General features: G+C 65.3%; 17 protein-coding genes. 3 read left to right on the forward strand and 14 right to left on the reverse strand.

Annotated features, from left to right (window positions below; translation table 11 throughout):
* Positions 1 to 8: 8 nt before the first annotated feature.
* On the reverse strand, positions 9 to 647 hold the full coding sequence (locus BMI90_RS12515; protein WP_078529968.1) for an urease accessory UreF family protein: 639 nt from the start codon (positions 645 to 647) through the stop codon (positions 9 to 11).
* Positions 640 to 1,170 (reverse strand): urease accessory protein UreE, encoded by a 531-nt coding sequence (locus BMI90_RS12520; protein ID WP_078529829.1) that lies wholly within the window; start codon positions 1,168 to 1,170, stop codon positions 640 to 642. The genes BMI90_RS12515 and BMI90_RS12520 overlap by 8 nt, the downstream gene beginning before the upstream one ends.
* Before the next feature lie 71 nt (positions 1,171 to 1,241).
* Between BMI90_RS12520 and BMI90_RS12525 the strand changes: the two genes are divergently transcribed.
* A complete protein-coding gene (locus BMI90_RS12525; protein WP_078529830.1) occupies positions 1,242 to 1,592 on the forward strand; it encodes a hypothetical protein in 351 nt (116 codons plus the stop codon).
* A gap of 4 nt (positions 1,593 to 1,596) precedes the next feature.
* On the opposite strand, the gene ureC is transcribed toward BMI90_RS12525, so the two are convergent.
* The 7 genes from ureC to BMI90_RS12560 all read right to left on the reverse strand — a co-directional run bounded on the left by ureC (position 1,597) and on the right by BMI90_RS12560 (position 6,044).
* The gene (ureC, locus tag BMI90_RS12530; RefSeq protein ID WP_078529831.1) at positions 1,597 to 3,303 is read right to left on the reverse strand and encodes an urease subunit alpha; all 1,707 of its coding nucleotides are present in this window, start codon (positions 3,301 to 3,303) and stop codon (positions 1,597 to 1,599) included.
* Positions 3,303 to 3,608 carry an urease subunit beta gene (locus BMI90_RS12535; RefSeq protein ID WP_038079281.1) on the reverse strand — a complete coding sequence of 102 codons (306 nt, stop codon included), beginning with the start codon at positions 3,606 to 3,608 and terminating at the stop codon, positions 3,303 to 3,305. Before BMI90_RS12535 ends, ureC begins: the two co-directional genes overlap by 1 nt.
* A 4-nt stretch (positions 3,609 to 3,612) precedes the next feature.
* Positions 3,613 to 3,792 (reverse strand): hypothetical protein, encoded by a 180-nt coding sequence (locus BMI90_RS12540; protein ID WP_078529832.1) that lies wholly within the window; start codon positions 3,790 to 3,792, stop codon positions 3,613 to 3,615.
* A 59-nt stretch (positions 3,793 to 3,851) separates the two neighbouring features.
* Positions 3,852 to 4,154: an urease subunit gamma gene (locus BMI90_RS12545; RefSeq protein ID WP_078529833.1), complete on the reverse strand. Its 303-nt coding sequence runs from the start codon at positions 4,152 to 4,154 to the stop codon at positions 3,852 to 3,854.
* A gap of 9 nt (positions 4,155 to 4,163) precedes the next feature.
* Entirely contained in the window at positions 4,164 to 4,988 is an 825-nt protein-coding gene (locus tag BMI90_RS12550) for an urease accessory protein UreD (RefSeq protein WP_210401951.1), read from the reverse strand.
* Between the two features lie 139 nt (positions 4,989 to 5,127).
* The gene (locus tag BMI90_RS12555) at positions 5,128 to 5,589 is read right to left on the reverse strand and encodes an Lrp/AsnC family transcriptional regulator (RefSeq protein WP_078529835.1); all 462 of its coding nucleotides are present in this window, start codon (positions 5,587 to 5,589) and stop codon (positions 5,128 to 5,130) included.
* Positions 5,586 to 6,044 carry an Lrp/AsnC family transcriptional regulator gene (locus tag BMI90_RS12560; protein WP_078529836.1) on the reverse strand — a complete coding sequence of 153 codons (459 nt, stop codon included), beginning with the start codon at positions 6,042 to 6,044 and terminating at the stop codon, positions 5,586 to 5,588. The genes BMI90_RS12555 and BMI90_RS12560 overlap by 4 nt, the downstream gene beginning before the upstream one ends.
* A 65-nt stretch (positions 6,045 to 6,109) precedes the next feature.
* Here BMI90_RS12560 and ilvC point away from each other — a divergent pair, with 65 nt between their 5' ends.
* Positions 6,110 to 7,192: a ketol-acid reductoisomerase gene (gene ilvC, locus BMI90_RS12565; RefSeq protein ID WP_078529837.1), complete on the forward strand. Its 1,083-nt coding sequence runs from the start codon at positions 6,110 to 6,112 to the stop codon at positions 7,190 to 7,192.
* Positions 7,193 to 7,273: 81 nt separating this feature from the next.
* The gene (locus BMI90_RS12570) at positions 7,274 to 7,663 is read left to right on the forward strand and encodes a hypothetical protein (RefSeq protein ID WP_078529838.1); all 390 of its coding nucleotides are present in this window, start codon (positions 7,274 to 7,276) and stop codon (positions 7,661 to 7,663) included.
* A 162-nt stretch (positions 7,664 to 7,825) separates the two neighbouring features.
* On the opposite strand, the gene glmM is transcribed toward BMI90_RS12570, so the two are convergent.
* From glmM to BMI90_RS12595, 5 genes are all read right to left on the reverse strand, one after another.
* Positions 7,826 to 9,169, reverse strand: a complete 1,344-nt coding sequence (gene glmM, locus BMI90_RS12575) for a phosphoglucosamine mutase (protein ID WP_078529839.1) — start codon at positions 9,167 to 9,169, stop codon at positions 7,826 to 7,828.
* The gene (folP, locus tag BMI90_RS12580) at positions 9,166 to 10,185 is read right to left on the reverse strand and encodes a dihydropteroate synthase (protein WP_078529969.1); all 1,020 of its coding nucleotides are present in this window, start codon (positions 10,183 to 10,185) and stop codon (positions 9,166 to 9,168) included. Before folP ends, glmM begins: the two co-directional genes overlap by 4 nt.
* Positions 10,186 to 10,225: 40 nt before the next feature.
* Positions 10,226 to 11,146, reverse strand: a complete 921-nt coding sequence (locus BMI90_RS12585) for a dihydroneopterin aldolase (RefSeq protein WP_078529840.1) — start codon at positions 11,144 to 11,146, stop codon at positions 10,226 to 10,228.
* 102 nt (positions 11,147 to 11,248) lie between these two features.
* Entirely contained in the window at positions 11,249 to 11,938 is a 690-nt protein-coding gene (locus BMI90_RS12590) for a cell wall hydrolase (protein ID WP_093470066.1), read from the reverse strand.
* A 254-nt stretch (positions 11,939 to 12,192) separates the two neighbouring features.
* On the reverse strand, positions 12,193 to 14,733 hold the full coding sequence (locus tag BMI90_RS12595) for a putative PEP-binding protein (protein WP_078529841.1): 2,541 nt from the start codon (positions 14,731 to 14,733) through the stop codon (positions 12,193 to 12,195).
* Between the last annotated feature and the right edge of the window lie 77 nt (positions 14,734 to 14,810).

Below are 14,810 nucleotides of genomic sequence, written 5' to 3' on the forward strand. Positions count from 1 at the left end.
TCCTCACCTCACGTCTTGAAAAGACGCACATCGAGCGTCTCGTGTTTCATCGCCCCGATCTCGGCGCGAAATGCGCTGAGCGACAGGTCTGTCAGCTCCGCGCTTGCCGCGCGGGCCGAGATCTCAGCGATCTTGTCATGCAATCCCGCCAACACCCTCTGCCCCGCGATTTGTCCCAAAGGGACAAGCCGGACCGCCGCAGAGACCAGGTTGGACGCGAATGAATGTTGAAAAAGTGCAATTATCTGCGCTGCGGGCATTTCAAGATCCCGCCCCGCCTCGGCCACGGCGACCGGCAATATCCGCGCAGGCAGCTCCTGACCGCGCAGCCCCGCCTGCGCCAGCGTGAAGGCCGCGCCCTGCTCAACCGTCTCGCGCAGCCGCTCGGCCGACCCGGCCATCGCGCGCCCGAGCGCGTCGAGCTTCGCCAGATCCTCACCGCGCAGCCCGCAGCCCAGCAACACCGCATCGCCCCAGCCCGCCCCGAGCTCGAGCACGTCGCCCAGCCAGGCCGCGAAACTCTCCGCATCGCGCACCTCGCCCACCGCCACCGCCTGCTCAAGCCCATGCGAATAGGCAAAGGCCCCGGTCGGGAACGCCGGGGACAGCCATTGCATGAGCGAAAGAGGCGCGGTCGGATCAGGCATGGTCGTGATGATGATGGTGGTCATGCCCGTGGTCATGATCGTGCGAATGGGAATGGCCATGGTGATGCGAATGGCCGTGGTCATGTCCCATCGTCCGGCCCATCCCGTAGGCGCCACCCTCGGGCTGGAAGGTCTCGACACCGGGACGTACCTCCGCGCCAAGCCCCTTGAGCATCCCCTCGAGAACATGATCGGCCCGGATCACCAGCCGCTCGGCCTCGATCTGGCAGGGCGTATGGCGGTTGCCGATATGCCAGGCGAGCTTGGGCAGATCGCCCTTCACCTCCAGCACGGGCTCCAGCGCCGGGCGCACCTCGATGAAGCGGCCATCCTCCAGCACGAAGGCCTCGCCGCCCGAGAGATTCGTCACCTCCGGCAGGTCGACCAGAAACCCCGTGCCCGAGCCCGCCACCAGCCGCTTGCGCCGCAGGAACCGCCCTTCGTAATCGAGCGCCACGAAATCCGCCGCCGCCTGCCACGCGCCCTTCGGCACCACTTTCCCGGCTTTCGGATAATCGCTCATTGTCTTGCTTCCTTTAACGTTTTCTCAAACTTGGGGCCGCATCGTCAGACGCGGACCAGAGGAGATTTCGCATGTTCGACCACCGCTCCCCCGCCGATGAACTGGCCCATATCCGCGCCGAGATCGCGCGGCTCAAGCGCCGCGAGGCGCAGCTGCGCGAGGCTTACCTGACGCAGCCCGACATGCCGCGGCTCGGCCGCTGGACGAAGGTCGAGATCGTGACCCACAGCCGACAGATCTTCGAACCGCGCCTCCTGCCCGAGGATATCCGCCTCGACCCGGCTTTCCAGCGCGAAAAGGTGACGCGGTTGCTGCGCACAATGCCGCATGCCCGAGCGGGCCGTCACTTGCCGCCGCTCGTGGCGTCCGAGCAGATCAGCGCGGCCCCGCAAGGGGAGATGTCGATGCTCGCCGCACATTGACCCCTCAGAACAGGAAGTAGCGCTGCGCCAAAGGCAGAACCTCGGCCGGCTCGCACACTAGCAGCTCACCATCTGCACGCACTTCGTAGGTCTCGGGATGCACGTCGATCTTCGGCGTCGCCGCGTTGTGGATCATCTGCGCCTTGCCGATGCCGCGCGTACCCTCGACCGCGAGTGTCGTTTTCTGCAAGCCAAGGCTCCCCGCCAGTCCGTTCGCCTGTGCCGCTTGGCTGATGAAGGTCACCGACGAGGCATGACGCGCGCCGCCCAAGGCCCCGAACATGTTGCGCGTGTAGAAAGGCTGCGCCGGGATCGAGCCGTTCGGATCGCCCATCTGGGACGAGACGATCATGCCGCCGATCAGCACCATCTCGGGTTTCGCCCCGAAGAAGGCCGGGCTCCACAGCACGAGATCGGCGCGTTTCCCGACCTCGACCGAGCCGATATGCTGGCTCATTCCATGGGTGATCGCCGGGTTGATCGTGTATTTCGCGATGAAGCGTTTGACGCGAACGTTGTCGTTGTCGCCCTGCTCTTCCGGGAGACGCCCGCGCTGCTTGCGCATCTTGTCGGCAGTCTGCCAGCAGCGGATGATGACCTCGCCCACCCTGCCCATCGCCTGACTGTCCGAGCTGATGATCGACATCGCGCCCATGTCATGCAGGATATCCTCGGCCGCGATCGTCTCCTTGCGGATCCGGCTCTCGGCGAAGGCCACATCCTCGGGCACCTTGTTGTCGAGGTGATGGCATACCATCAGCATATCCAGATGCTCTTCGACCGTGTTCGCGGTGTAGGGCCGTGTCGGGTTGGTCGAAGACGGGATCACGTTCGGCGCGCTCACCACTTTCAGGATGTCCGGCGCATGACCGCCGCCCGCGCCTTCGGTATGGAACGCGTGGATGGTGCGACCCTTGATCGCGGCCAGCGTATTCTCGACGAAGCCGGATTCGTTGAGCGTGTCGGTGTGGATCATCACCTGCACGTCCATGTCATCGGCCACGCTCAGGCAGCAATCAATCGCGCCCGGCGTCGTGCCCCAATCCTCGTGCAGCTTCAGCGCGCAGGCACCACCCTCGACCATCTCGACCAGCGCCTCGGGCTTCGAGGCATTGCCCTTCCCCGAGAGCGCGAGGTTCACCGGCAGCGCGTCAAACGCCTGCAACATCCGCGCGATATGCCACGGCCCCGGCGTGCAGGTCGTGGCCAGCGTGCCATGCGCAGGGCCCGTGCCGCCGCCCAGCATCGTGGTGATCCCCGAGGCCAGCGCGTCCTCGATCTGCTGCGGGCAGATGAAATGGATATGCGCGTCGAACCCGCCCGCGGTCAGAATTTTTCCTTCGCCCGCAATGGCTTCAGTGCCCGGCCCGATGATGATGTCGACATTCGGCTGGGTATCGGGATTGCCCGCCTTGCCGATCGCGACGATCTGCCCGCCCTTGAGGCCGACATCCGCCTTGTAGATGCCCGAGTGGTCCACGATCAGCGCGTTGGTGATGACCGTATCAACCGCGCCGCCGGCGCGGGAAATCTGGCTCTGGCCCATCCCGTCGCGGATCACCTTGCCGCCGCCGAACTTGACCTCCTCCCCGTAGGTGGTCAGGTCGCGCTCGACCTCAATGATCAGATCGGTATCGGCAAGCCGCACCCGATCGCCGGTCGTGGGGCCGAACATATCGGCATAGGTGCTGCGCGAGATCGTGGCCGGCATCAAAGCGCCCCCATAACTTTCTGATTGAATCCATAGACTTCGCGCGATCCGCGATAGGGCACGAGCCGCACTTCACGGCTTTGCCCCGGCTCGAAGCGCACCGCCGTCCCTGCCGCGATATCGAGCCGGTAGCCGCGCGCGGCCTCGCGGTCGAACTCCAGCCCCGGGTTGGTCTCCGCGAAATGGTAATGCGAGCCGACCTGCACCGGACGGTCGCCGGTATTGGCGACCATCAGCGTGATCGCCTCGCAGCCCTCGTTGAGGGTGATATCGCCCGCGGCGGGCAGGATTTCCCCGGGGATCATCGGCTCAATCCTTGTTACGGCGCAGCGCCCGGGCGAGTTCCGGGCCGATATAGGCAAGGGCGGCCAACGCCAGCAAACCGATCAGCGGACCGTCATGGAAAAACCAGGTCGTGCCCGCGCTGTGACCGGGATGAGCGAGCGCCGCAGTCGGCGCGAGAAGGGCGAGAGCTGCGAGTTTCTTCATCGGGCTGCCTTTCATTAGCAAAACTTATTTTCGGAGCGCCTGCATAAGCTGCGCTTATCTCAGCGGATCGGGTGGTGGACGGTGACGAGCTTGGTCCCATCCGGGAACGTCGCCTCGACCTGGATCGAATGGATCATCTCGGGGATGCCCTCCATGCATTGATCGGCCGAGATCACGCCCGCGCCCGCCTCCATCAGATCGGCGACCGAGCGGCCCTCGCGGGCGCCCTCGACCACGAAATCCGAGATGATCGCGATGGCTTCGGGATGGTTGAGCTTCACGCCGCGCTCCAGCCGCCCCCGCGCGACCATCGCGGCGAGACTGATGAGCAGCTTGTCCTTTTCCCTCGGTGTCAGGTTCATCTTGGTTCCTCAGATCTGCCAGACGCGCGGGGCCGATTGCCCGCGCCGCAAGGTTTCCATCAGGCGCAGGATCTGGCGGCGCATCGGCCAGCCCTCCCGCGCCAGCAATCGGATCACGCATTTCCCGTCGAAACCCGAGGCGGCGCCCTCGACGCCGGGCTCATCCAGCACCGTCCGGGCAGCCTCGGTCGCGTCCTCGGCACCCTGAGCGCAGAGCACCATCGTCGCGAAAGCGCGGGCCTCGCCAAGGATCGCCCCGCGCGCGCCTTTGGCGAGAATGTTGGAATCGAGCGCGAACGGCTCGAAAAACACCGGGTTTCCCGCCCTTTCGATGCGGCGACTGTCGAAAAACTGCAATTCACGCACCCGCTCGCCCATCGCGATACGGCCCAGAACCACCGCTTCGAGCATCAGGCAAGAGGCGTCGGCGGCCAGCTCGATCGTCGTCTCGCGCACGAGTTTCGAGTGGTCGAACAGGATGGTTTCCTGCGGCAGCCAATCCAGATGGCTGCCCGACCCGACGCGGTGGTGGACTGTGACCTCGGCGCGCGCATCTTCGGCGCGATAGGCGCGCTCGGCGGCCTGCGTGGTCGCTACGAGCCGCGCACCATTGGTCAGATCGGTTTCGTAGGAAAGCCGGTCGCCAGAGGTCAACCCGCCGGATGTATTGAGGAAAACGACCTCGGTTGCGCCCGGAACACGCGGGAGGATCGCCTTCGCGGACCCGCTCTGATGCAACCCGATCAGCCGCGCGCCATCGAAGCCCGCCCGCGCGGCCCCGCGCGAGCGCTGCATCTTTGGCACAGCTTTGGTCTGAACAGTGGCGTCGAGCATCAATCCCTCCATCCCGATCCAAGACTTCTCCGGCAGGGTGGTCCATGCCTTCCGACCCCGACGGATCACCTGAGAAGCGCGCCGCAAGCGTTGCGCCCATTTGGGGCGCATCACGCCTAAAGTTTCAACAGTAAATAAATCAGCCCAGCGGGCCGGGGCGGCGTTCCTCACTCAGCAGGACATTCGCCTCGACCTGCCCCACGCCGGGCAAGGTCATGATCCGGCGGCGTAAAACGCGTTCGAAATCGGCGAGATCGCGGGCGGTGACGCGCAGGCGGTAATCGAAAAGGCCAAGCACGTGCTGTACTACCTGCACCTCGGGGATCGCCGTGACCGCGCGCTCGAAATCCTCGAGGCTGACGCGGCCTTTTGCGGCGAGCTTCACGCCTAGAAAGACGGTCACGCCGAAGCCGAGCGCCTCCGGTTCGACAACCACGCGCCGCCCTGCGATCACGCCCGCCTCTTCCAACCGCCGAATCCGGCGCCATGTCGCGGGCTGCGAGAGACCAAGTTTGCGCCCGAGCGCACCTGCGCTTTGCGTCGAATCGCGGCTGAGCGCGCGCAGGATGCGGCGGTCGAGATCGTCAAGATCGAGGCTCATACCGGCAGCTCCGCGCTGGATTTGATGGTCGAGATCAGCATCAGCGCGTCGAGTTCGGAGATATGCGGCAGGGTCAGAATGCGGTTGCGATAGATCTCCTGGTAATGCGCCATGTCGCGGGCGATGACCTGCAGACGCATATCGGTTGACCCGAGGAAGCTTTGGATCTCAAGTACTTCCGGCACCTCTCGTGCGGCGGCGATGAACTCGTCAAAGGCGCGCGGGTTGGTCTTGTCGAGGGTGAAGCGCAGGCTGACCTCGACCTCCCAGCCAAGCGCGTGCCAGTCGATCAAAGCCTGCTCGCCCCGGATCACGCCGCCTTCGCGCAACCGCTCGATCCTCCGCCAGCAGGTGGCCGAGGTCACGCCCGCGCGCTCGGCCAGTTCGGCCGTGGGCAGCCCCGGCTCGGCCATCATCTGGCGCAGGATCCGGCGGTCGGTGTCGTCAAGTTGCATGATTTATCCGATTTATGAATTTATCGAGAATGATTTTTACGCAATAGGCGTAAACTTATCAACTTCTGAAACCATTCACGCGCAGATCTCCCTATTCTCACCATCAGACAAGAAGGAGGAACGCCATGCGCGTGTATTATGATCGCGATTGCGATGTGAACCTGATCAAGGACAAGAAAGTCGCCATTCTGGGCTATGGCTCGCAGGGCCACGCCCACGCGCTGAACCTGCGCGACTCGGGTGCGAAGAACGTCACCGTTGCGCTGCGCGACGGCTCGCCCTCGAAAGCGAAAGCCGAAGGCGAAGGCCTTCAGGTGATGGGCATCGCCGAAGCGGCGGCCTGGTGTGACGTGATCATGTTCACCATGCCCGACGAACTTCAGGCCGAGACCTACAAGAAATACGTCCATGACAACCTGAAAGAAGGCTCGGCGATCGCGTTTGCCCACGGCCTGAACGTGCATTTCGGCCTGATCGAGCCGAAGCCCGGCATCGACGTGATCATGATGGCGCCGAAAGGCCCGGGTCACACCGTGCGCGGCGAATACACCAAGGGCGGCGGCGTGCCCTGCCTCTTCGCGGTCGAAAACGACGCGACCGGCAAGGCTCAGGACATCGCACTGAGCTACTGCTCGGCCATCGGTGGCGGCCGCTCGGGCATCATCGAGACCAACTTCCGCCAGGAATGCGAAACCGACCTCTTCGGCGAGCAAGCGGTTCTCTGTGGCGGCCTCGTCGAACTGATCCGCATGGGCTTCGAGACCCTTGTGGAAGCCGGTTACGAGCCGGAAATGGCCTATTTCGAGTGCCTCCACGAAGTGAAGCTGATCGTCGACCTGATCTATGAAGGCGGCATCGCGAACATGAACTACTCGATCTCGAACACCGCCGAATATGGCGAGTATGTCTCGGGCCCGCGCGTCCTGCCTTACGAAGAGACCAAGGCGCGCATGAAAGCGGTTCTGACCGACATCCAGACCGGCAAGTTCGTGCGTGACTTCATGCAGGAAAACGCCGTCGGCCAGCCTTTCTTCAAGGCGACCCGTCGTATCAACGACGAGCACCAGATCGAACAGGTCGGCGAGAAGCTGCGCGCCATGATGCCCTGGATCTCCAAGGGCAAGATGGTCGACAAGTCGCGCAACTGATCTGCGACCGGATGCATCAGGAGGGGCGCCTTGCGGGGCGCCCCTTTTCTTGTCACTCTCCCGCGAAAGATCGGAGGCCCCATGCAGGACATGCCGCAAAGCGAGCTCGACGCGATCCAGGCAGAGCGCGCGAAATTCTTCACCCCACGCTGGTTCGGCGACCTCTTCGCGGGTCGGCTAAGCCCGGGCGATACGTTCTGGATCGGCAATTACGGGCCCGCGATGGTGGTGGTCCCGGCGCTGGTGCTGATCGCGCTCTTTACCGCCATGGCGTCCCCCGGTCATCTCGGCCCGTTGTTCGGGGGCACCGCGATCCTCGCCGGGCTGTACCGGATAGCGGTTCTGATCGGCCTGTTTCGCAGCGTCGCGCGCACGCCCGGCCCGAAGGGCTGGCGGATCTTCGGATTGCTCTGGACTGTGTTCGAAGCCGCGATCCTGATCTGGCTCGGGTTGCGCCTCATCGGCGGCTGATCTCCCCGCGTCACGGCCCGCAAGAAGGGGCTCTGCCCCCGGCCGCGATGCGGCCTCCCCCGGGATTTTTTCACCAACTCGAAAAGACAGGGTTTTCCGTTTCGAATTGGTCGAAATATCCCGGGGGTGAATTTCCGTTAGGAAAGAGGGGGCAGCGCCCCCTTACGCGGTTTCCGCCTCGACCGCCGCGACGATCCCATCGACGGCTTCGATGAGAAGCGCCTCATCCTCGCATTCCGCCATCACGCGGATCAACGGCTCGGTACCCGACTTACGGATCAGCAAGCGCCCTTGGCCTGCCAGTTTTGCCTCGGTCGCGGCGATCAGTTTTTCAACATTCGGGGCGTTGAGGGGCTCTTGCCCCGCCTGATATCTTACGTTTTTCAACATTTGCGGCACAGTCTCGAACTGGCGGACCAATTCGGAGGCGCGGCTTCCGGTCTCGACCATCGCGGCGAGGAATTGCAGCCCCGCCATCAGCCCGTCGCCGGTCGTCGCGTAATCGGTCATCACGATGTGGCCCGACTGTTCGCCGCCGAGGTTGAAGCCGCCTTCGCGCATCCGTTCGACCACGTAACGGTCGCCGACCGCCGTGCGCTCGAGGCGCAGGCCTTCGCCCTGAAGGAAGCGTTCGAGCCCGAGATTGGACATCACGGTCGCGACCAGCGCGCCACCAGCGAGCTGGCCCGAACCGGCCCAGCGTTTCGCGAAGAGCGCCATGATCTGATCGCCATCGGCGACATGGCCGGTCTCGTCGATGATCATCACCCGGTCCGCATCGCCATCGAGCGAGATACCCAGATCCGCGCCATGGGCGACGACAGCCTCGGCGCAGGTCTGGGTATGGGTCGAGCCGCAATTGAGGTTGATATTGCGCCCGTCGGGAGAGACGCCGACCGGGATCACGTCGAAGCCAAGCTCCCACAGAACGTCGGGGGCCGCGCGGTAGGCCGCGCCATTTGCGCAATCGACCACGACTTTCAGCTCGGGCTTGTGCAGTTTCGGGAAGGTGGTCTTGGCATATTCGACATAGCGGCCCAGACCGTCGTCGATCCGCTTGGCGCGGCCGATATTCTCGGGCCGCGCGAGGCGGATCTCGGCGTCCAGCATCGCCTCGATCTCGGCTTCGGCCTCGTCCGACAGCTTGAACCCGTCAGGGCCGAAGAACTTGATGCCGTTATCCTTGGCCGGGTTGTGGCTGGCCGAGATCATGATGCCCAGATCGGCGCGCATCGAGCGGGTCAGGTAACCCACCGCGGGCGTCGGGACGGGGCCGAGCAGCAGCACGTTCATCCCCGTCGAGGTCAGGCCCGCGGTCAGCGCGTTTTCGAACATGTAGCCCGAGAGCCGCGTATCCTTGCCGATCACCACACGGTGGCCGCGCGAGTCGTCCTGACGGAAATAGCGGCCCGCGGCGGCGCCCAGACGCAGCGCCATCTCGGCGGTCATCTTGCCGGAATTGGCCTCGCCACGCACGCCATCGGTGCCGAAAAGCTTTCTGCTCATTCTTCAAATCCTCTCGTGATCGCGTCCCAGAGCCGGATGCCTTGGGCGATCTCGGCCACGTCGTGGACACGGTGAATCTGAACGCCCTGATCGAGGCCCGCGAGCGTCACGGCAAGCGTGCCGGGCATGCGGGAGTCGGTGTCTTCCGCGCCGCCGACCGTGCCGATGAAGCGCTTGCGCGACACACCCAGCAGGAGCGGGCAGCCGAGCCCGTGAAAGAGGCTCAGGCCGCGGATCAGGGCGAGGTTGTGCTGAACGGTCTTGCCAAAGCCGATGCCGGGATCGGCGATGATCGCCTCACGGGCGATGCCGTAATCCTCGGCCAGCGCGATACGGTCCTCGAGGTAGTCATAAACGTCGAGCAGCACATCGGTGTAGCGCGGGTCGTCCTGCATCGTCTCGGGCAGGCCCTGCGCATGCATCAGGCAGATCGGCGCGCCGGAGACCTGCGCGACCTCGACCATCGCCGGGTCGAACTCCATCGCGGAGACATCGTTGAGCATCGCGGCCCCCGCCTCAAGCGCCTGATCGGCAACCAGCGACTTGCGGGTATCGATGGAGATCGGCGCGTCGAAATCGGCATCGCGCAGCGCCGCGATCACGGGGGCGGTGCGGGCGATTTCCTCGTCCTCATCGACTTCGGTCGCGCCGGGGCGCGTCGACTCGCCCCCGATGTCGAGGATATCGGCGCCCATCTGGCGCAGAGCGAAGGCGCGCTCGATCGCGGCATCCTCCACGTCGAAGCGGCCGCCATCGGAGAAACTGTCGGGCGTGACGTTGAGAATGCCCATGATGCGCGGGGCGTCCATCGTGAGACCGGCCAGAGGGGTGCGGGGGGCGCACAGCCGTTCGATCATCTCTTCGGGCAGGTGCGACGCGGGCACGATCTCGGGCTCGGCGTCGCGGCGCATCAGCTCGACCTCGTCGAACCAGCACCAGCCTCCTGCGAGGGTCAGCGCGGTTTCGGGACGGGCGGCATCGGTCCGCAGAAGCGGGCGGTAATAGATCTTCTCCATGCGCCCCATTCACCCGATTGCGCGGGTCTTTTCAAGACGCTCAGAGCGGGTGCGTCTCGATCGGCACGCGGCTTCCTGCCGGGGCTGAAACATCCCCGTGAAGTTCCAGCCGGGTCGCGGCCATCTGCTCGGCCAGCCAAAGCGCCAGCGCCACCGCGTTGCGCGCGGGGCTTTTGGGCCCGTCGGTGGCGTCGAGCACGATCTTGGAGGGTGCCCAGACCACCATCTCGCCGTGGCGCATCGCCCAGTCGATCTCGGTCCGGGTGGCGACGACGACGCAGCGATTGTCGCGCGCGGCGAGCCGCCAGGCATTCTGCTCGATGGCGAGCAGGTCGATGCGGCGCTGGGTGGGGTTCTGGCCGCTTTCGGGGACCGGGCCGTCAGGCAGACCCACGGCGAGGATCACCGGGTGCCCCGCGCCTTGCAGCGTATCGAGCCGGGCCGCGAGATCGGGCGCGTCGATCGCCGCGTTCGAGAGATAGGCCACGACCGGGTGGAGAGTTTGCTCCGCGCCGCTCGCATCGACGTTTTTCACTGGCACCGAGGCGCGCGAGCGCACGATTTCCACGCCGAGCGCGCCGGGGCCGCGATCGAGTTTCTCGATGCGGACGAAGACGCGCATCGCCTGAGGGCTGGCGAGGATGCGCTCGGCCACCTTGGCGGCGAGGGTTTCGAGCAGGTTCACGCGCTCTTCGGCCAGTTCGGCCGCGATCGCCTCGGTGATACGGTCATAGCTGAGAATGCGGTCCACGTCGTCTTCGAGCGGCTCGGTGACGGGACGGACCTCGACGACCACGTTGAATTGCAGCCGCTGCGTGTGGCCGCGTTCCTGCTGGAAGGCACCGATATCGGCCTCGACGATATGGTCGCGCAAGCTGATCCGGTCGCGCGGATCGGCGGGCGCGGAGGCCTCGGCCCGCGCTTCGGGATGCGAGAAAGCCAGCGAAATGTCGGAACTCATGCGCGCCTCGGGAATTCTTGGGTCATGTCGAGCATAGAAAAAGGGCGGACCGAAGCCCACCCTCAAGCGTCATTTCATCGCCCGCTCGCGACGGCCACCCGCTCAGTTTTCGGCGGTGCGGATCGGATCGGCGTAGAAGACGTGATGGCCGATCGAGGCGGTCTTGTCGAAGCGGCGCGACCAGCTCGGGCGGATGGTACGGGTATGGAAATACGTCGCACCGACCGTGAGCGAGCGCGGCGCGCCGTCGATCATCGCGCGCGCGACTTTCGCCACTTTGGCATAGGCGGCGGAATTGTTGACCCGGTCGGCCTTGCCGTCGCAATACCAGCTGAACTGGCAACCACGGCGGTTCGACTGATGAACCACGCCGCAGATCGACCCCGGGAAACGGGGATCGTCGACGCGGTTGAGGATGACCTCGGCCACGGCCTGCTGGCCCTTCACGCCCTCGCCGCGGGCCTCGAAGTAGAGGGCCTTGGACAGACATTGGAATTGCGCGTCACCGGTGGCGGCGGGCTGTTTGGCCAGCCAATCGGCCGAGAGGACCGGCGGCAGGTTCTTTTGACTCGCAACGTTCTTGGACCGGGCGGGTGCCATGGTAAGCGCGGTGACCCGACGCTTGTCGATCGCGCTCATCGCGGAGCGCTCCTGCCATAGAACCGACATCAGACCCTGTTCGGCGACCTCTCCGGGGTCGTTCGACTGGCTTACCGTTACTTCGGCACGCAAGCCTCCGGCCAGGGCCAGGAGGACGATCGCGCCCCCCGTCCAGCTTTTCAGCACTGACATGTTTATCTTCCGATAAGGACAATCGCCGCGTCCCCCCATTGAGCCGCGACCGCGCTCCCTTACCCGACGAGAGCGAATGTGTCCAGAAAATGCCACAAGATCGCGCAACCCTGATGAAAGTTGCGGCGAAATCCTGCTCAAATACGCGGAAGATCGCGTGCGATATCCCTCTCGAATCGGATAGCGCGCGCGGACGTGATTTGCCAACGGTATTTGATAAAAATGCGCGATTTCTCGCCGCTCTGAGTTTACCTTTACGGCACCGCGCGTCCGCGCGGAGCAAGAAGCGCGAAATGTGCCGCTGCAAGACGCGCCACCGGCACCCGGAACGGCGAACAGGAGACGTAATCGAAGCCCGCTGCCCGGCAAAAGGCGATTGATTCGGGGTTGCCGCCATGCTCGCCGCAGACCGAGATCGTGATATCGGGACGTGCCCCCCGACCGCGCCCCGCGCCGATCAGCAAGAGCTCCCCCACCCCTTCGACATCGAGGATGTGGAACGGATCTTCGCTATAGACCTGCTGATTGACGTAAGTGGACATGAAACGGCCCGCATCGTCGCGCGAGAGCCCGTAGGTCATCTGCGTGAGGTCGTTCGTACCGAAGGACAGGAAGGCCGCGTGCTCGGCGATCTCGCCTGCGCGCAGAGCCGCACGCGGCGTCTCGACCATCACGCCGAGGCGATAGGTGAAATTGGCCTTGGTCTCGGTACGGACCGCGGCGGCCACCGCGTCGATCCGGGTCTTCACGATCTCGACTTCGCGCGAGGCGGAGACGAGCGGGATCATGATCTCGGGAACGACCTCGGCGCCACGGCGGATCGCCTCGACGGTCGCCTCGAAGATCGCACGTGCCTGCATGTCGTAGATCTCGGGCACGGTGACGCCGAGACGCACGCCGCGCATCCCGAGCATGGGATTGTATTCAGAAAGCGCCTCGACGCGGCGCGTCACTTCCGAGAGCGGCCGGTCGAGCGCCTCGGCCAGCTCGCGCATCCCCTCGCGGTCATGGGGCAGGAACTCGTGCAGCGGCGGATCGAAGAGGCGAATGCAGACCGGCTCGCCCTTCATCAACTCGAAGAGCATCAGAAAGTCGGCGCGCTGCATCGGCAGCAGCCGATCGAGCGCGGTGCGCCGGTCCTCGGGGCTGTCGGCGAAGATCATCTCGCGCATCACCGTCAGGCGATCTTCATCGAAGAACATGTGTTCGGTGCGCGCAAGCCCGATCCCGTCGGCCTCGAACATCAGCGCGGTGCGTGCGTCATCGGGCGTGTCGGCATTGGCGCGCACGCCGATATCGCGCACCAGATCGGCCCAGTGCAGCAGCGTGCGGAACCCGTCATCGAGCGCGGGTTCGAGCATCTCGGCGGCCCCCACCAGCACCTCGCCATTGGTGCCGTCGAGGGTGATCGTGTCGCCCTCGCGGAAGATCCGGCCCTTGGGCCCGCGGAACTGGCGCTCGCGGCCGTTGATCTCGATCTCGGCGCCCACGATGCAGGGCAAACCGAGACCGCGCGCGATCACCGCCGCGTGGCTGGTCATGCCGCCGCGTTCGGTCAGCACGGCGACGGCGGCATGCATGCCCCGGATATCCTCGGGGGAGGTTTCGCGGCGCACGAGGATGCAGGGCTCGTCACGCGCGGCCGAGGCCTGCGCGGCCGCGGCCGAAAAGACGATCTTGCCGGTGGCCGCCCCGGGAGAGGCCGCGATGCCACGCGCCAACACGTCGCGCGGCGCGCGCGGATCGACCTGATAGTGCAGAAGTTCGGTGATGGCGCGCGGCTCGACCCGCAAGAGCGCATCCTCGCGCGAGATCACCTCGTCCTGCGCCAGCGCCACCGCGATGCGCACGGCGGCGCGCGACGAACGCGGCACCCGCACGGCGTCGATCACATGGACCTCGCCGCTTTCGATGGTGAACTCGATCTGCATCTCCTCGCGCAGCTTCACCCGGCAGCGCGCGCCGAATTCCTTGAGCGTATCGAAGACCGTGGCGTCTGCCTCCTCAAGCGAGGCGCCGCGCGGATCGCGGGTCAGGTAAAGCGTCTCGACAGCGGCCTTGCGTCCCTGGCTCTGGCCGCGGAAGCGTCCGGTGATCTGCGGCCCGCCGGTCACCCCATCGACGAACTGGATCGTTCCCGAGCCCGACAGCCCCGGCCCGATCCCGAGCGCCATCTCCTGCACGAGAAGCCCGAGCACCGCATCGGGCGGCGCGCCCTTGGCCTGACGCAGCAGGCGCGCGGTCGTGCCCTCCCAGGCGCGCGCCATCGAACGCAACACCTCGGCGAGTTGCCGCGCGCCCGATTGCGGGAACCGCTCGTCGGTCTCTTCCTCGTAAGCGTCGAGCGCGGCCTCGAGCGATCCCGGTCCCGGCTCCTGCTGGAACATGTCCGGGTCGAGGCGCGCGACATGGATCGAATAGAGCTGCACGAAACGCAGATAGAGCGCGTCGGCAGCCTCGGAGCCATGCGTGTTCGAGAGCACCGCGTGCATGTCGTCATTCATGCCCACATTGAGCACGGTGCCCGGCCCGCCCCATTCGGGGTTCTCGGGGCTCGGGCGCACGGAAACGAGCATCTCGGGGCCGAAAACCGCGGCCAGCGCCTGCGCGTCGAAGACCTGCCCGGCGGCGATCGCGCGCACCGTATCGGCGGGCAAGGCGACAGTCTTGGGCACCGGCAGGTCGAGCCGGATCAGCCGCTGGAGGCATTTCGCACGCCAGCCATGACGCGCCTTATCCACCTCGGCGGTGGGCGTCAGGGTTACAAAATCAGCGATTTCAACGGGTTTCTGCATTGCAGCGCGCCTTCTCCACCGTGGCAGAATAGGCCGATTCCCCGCCCCCGCAAGTGTGTCATTTGGCCAATTAACCC

The organism is Thioclava sp. L04-15 (assembly GCF_002020275.1).
GTDB classification, from domain to species: Bacteria; Pseudomonadota; Alphaproteobacteria; order Rhodobacterales; family Rhodobacteraceae; genus Thioclava; species Thioclava marina.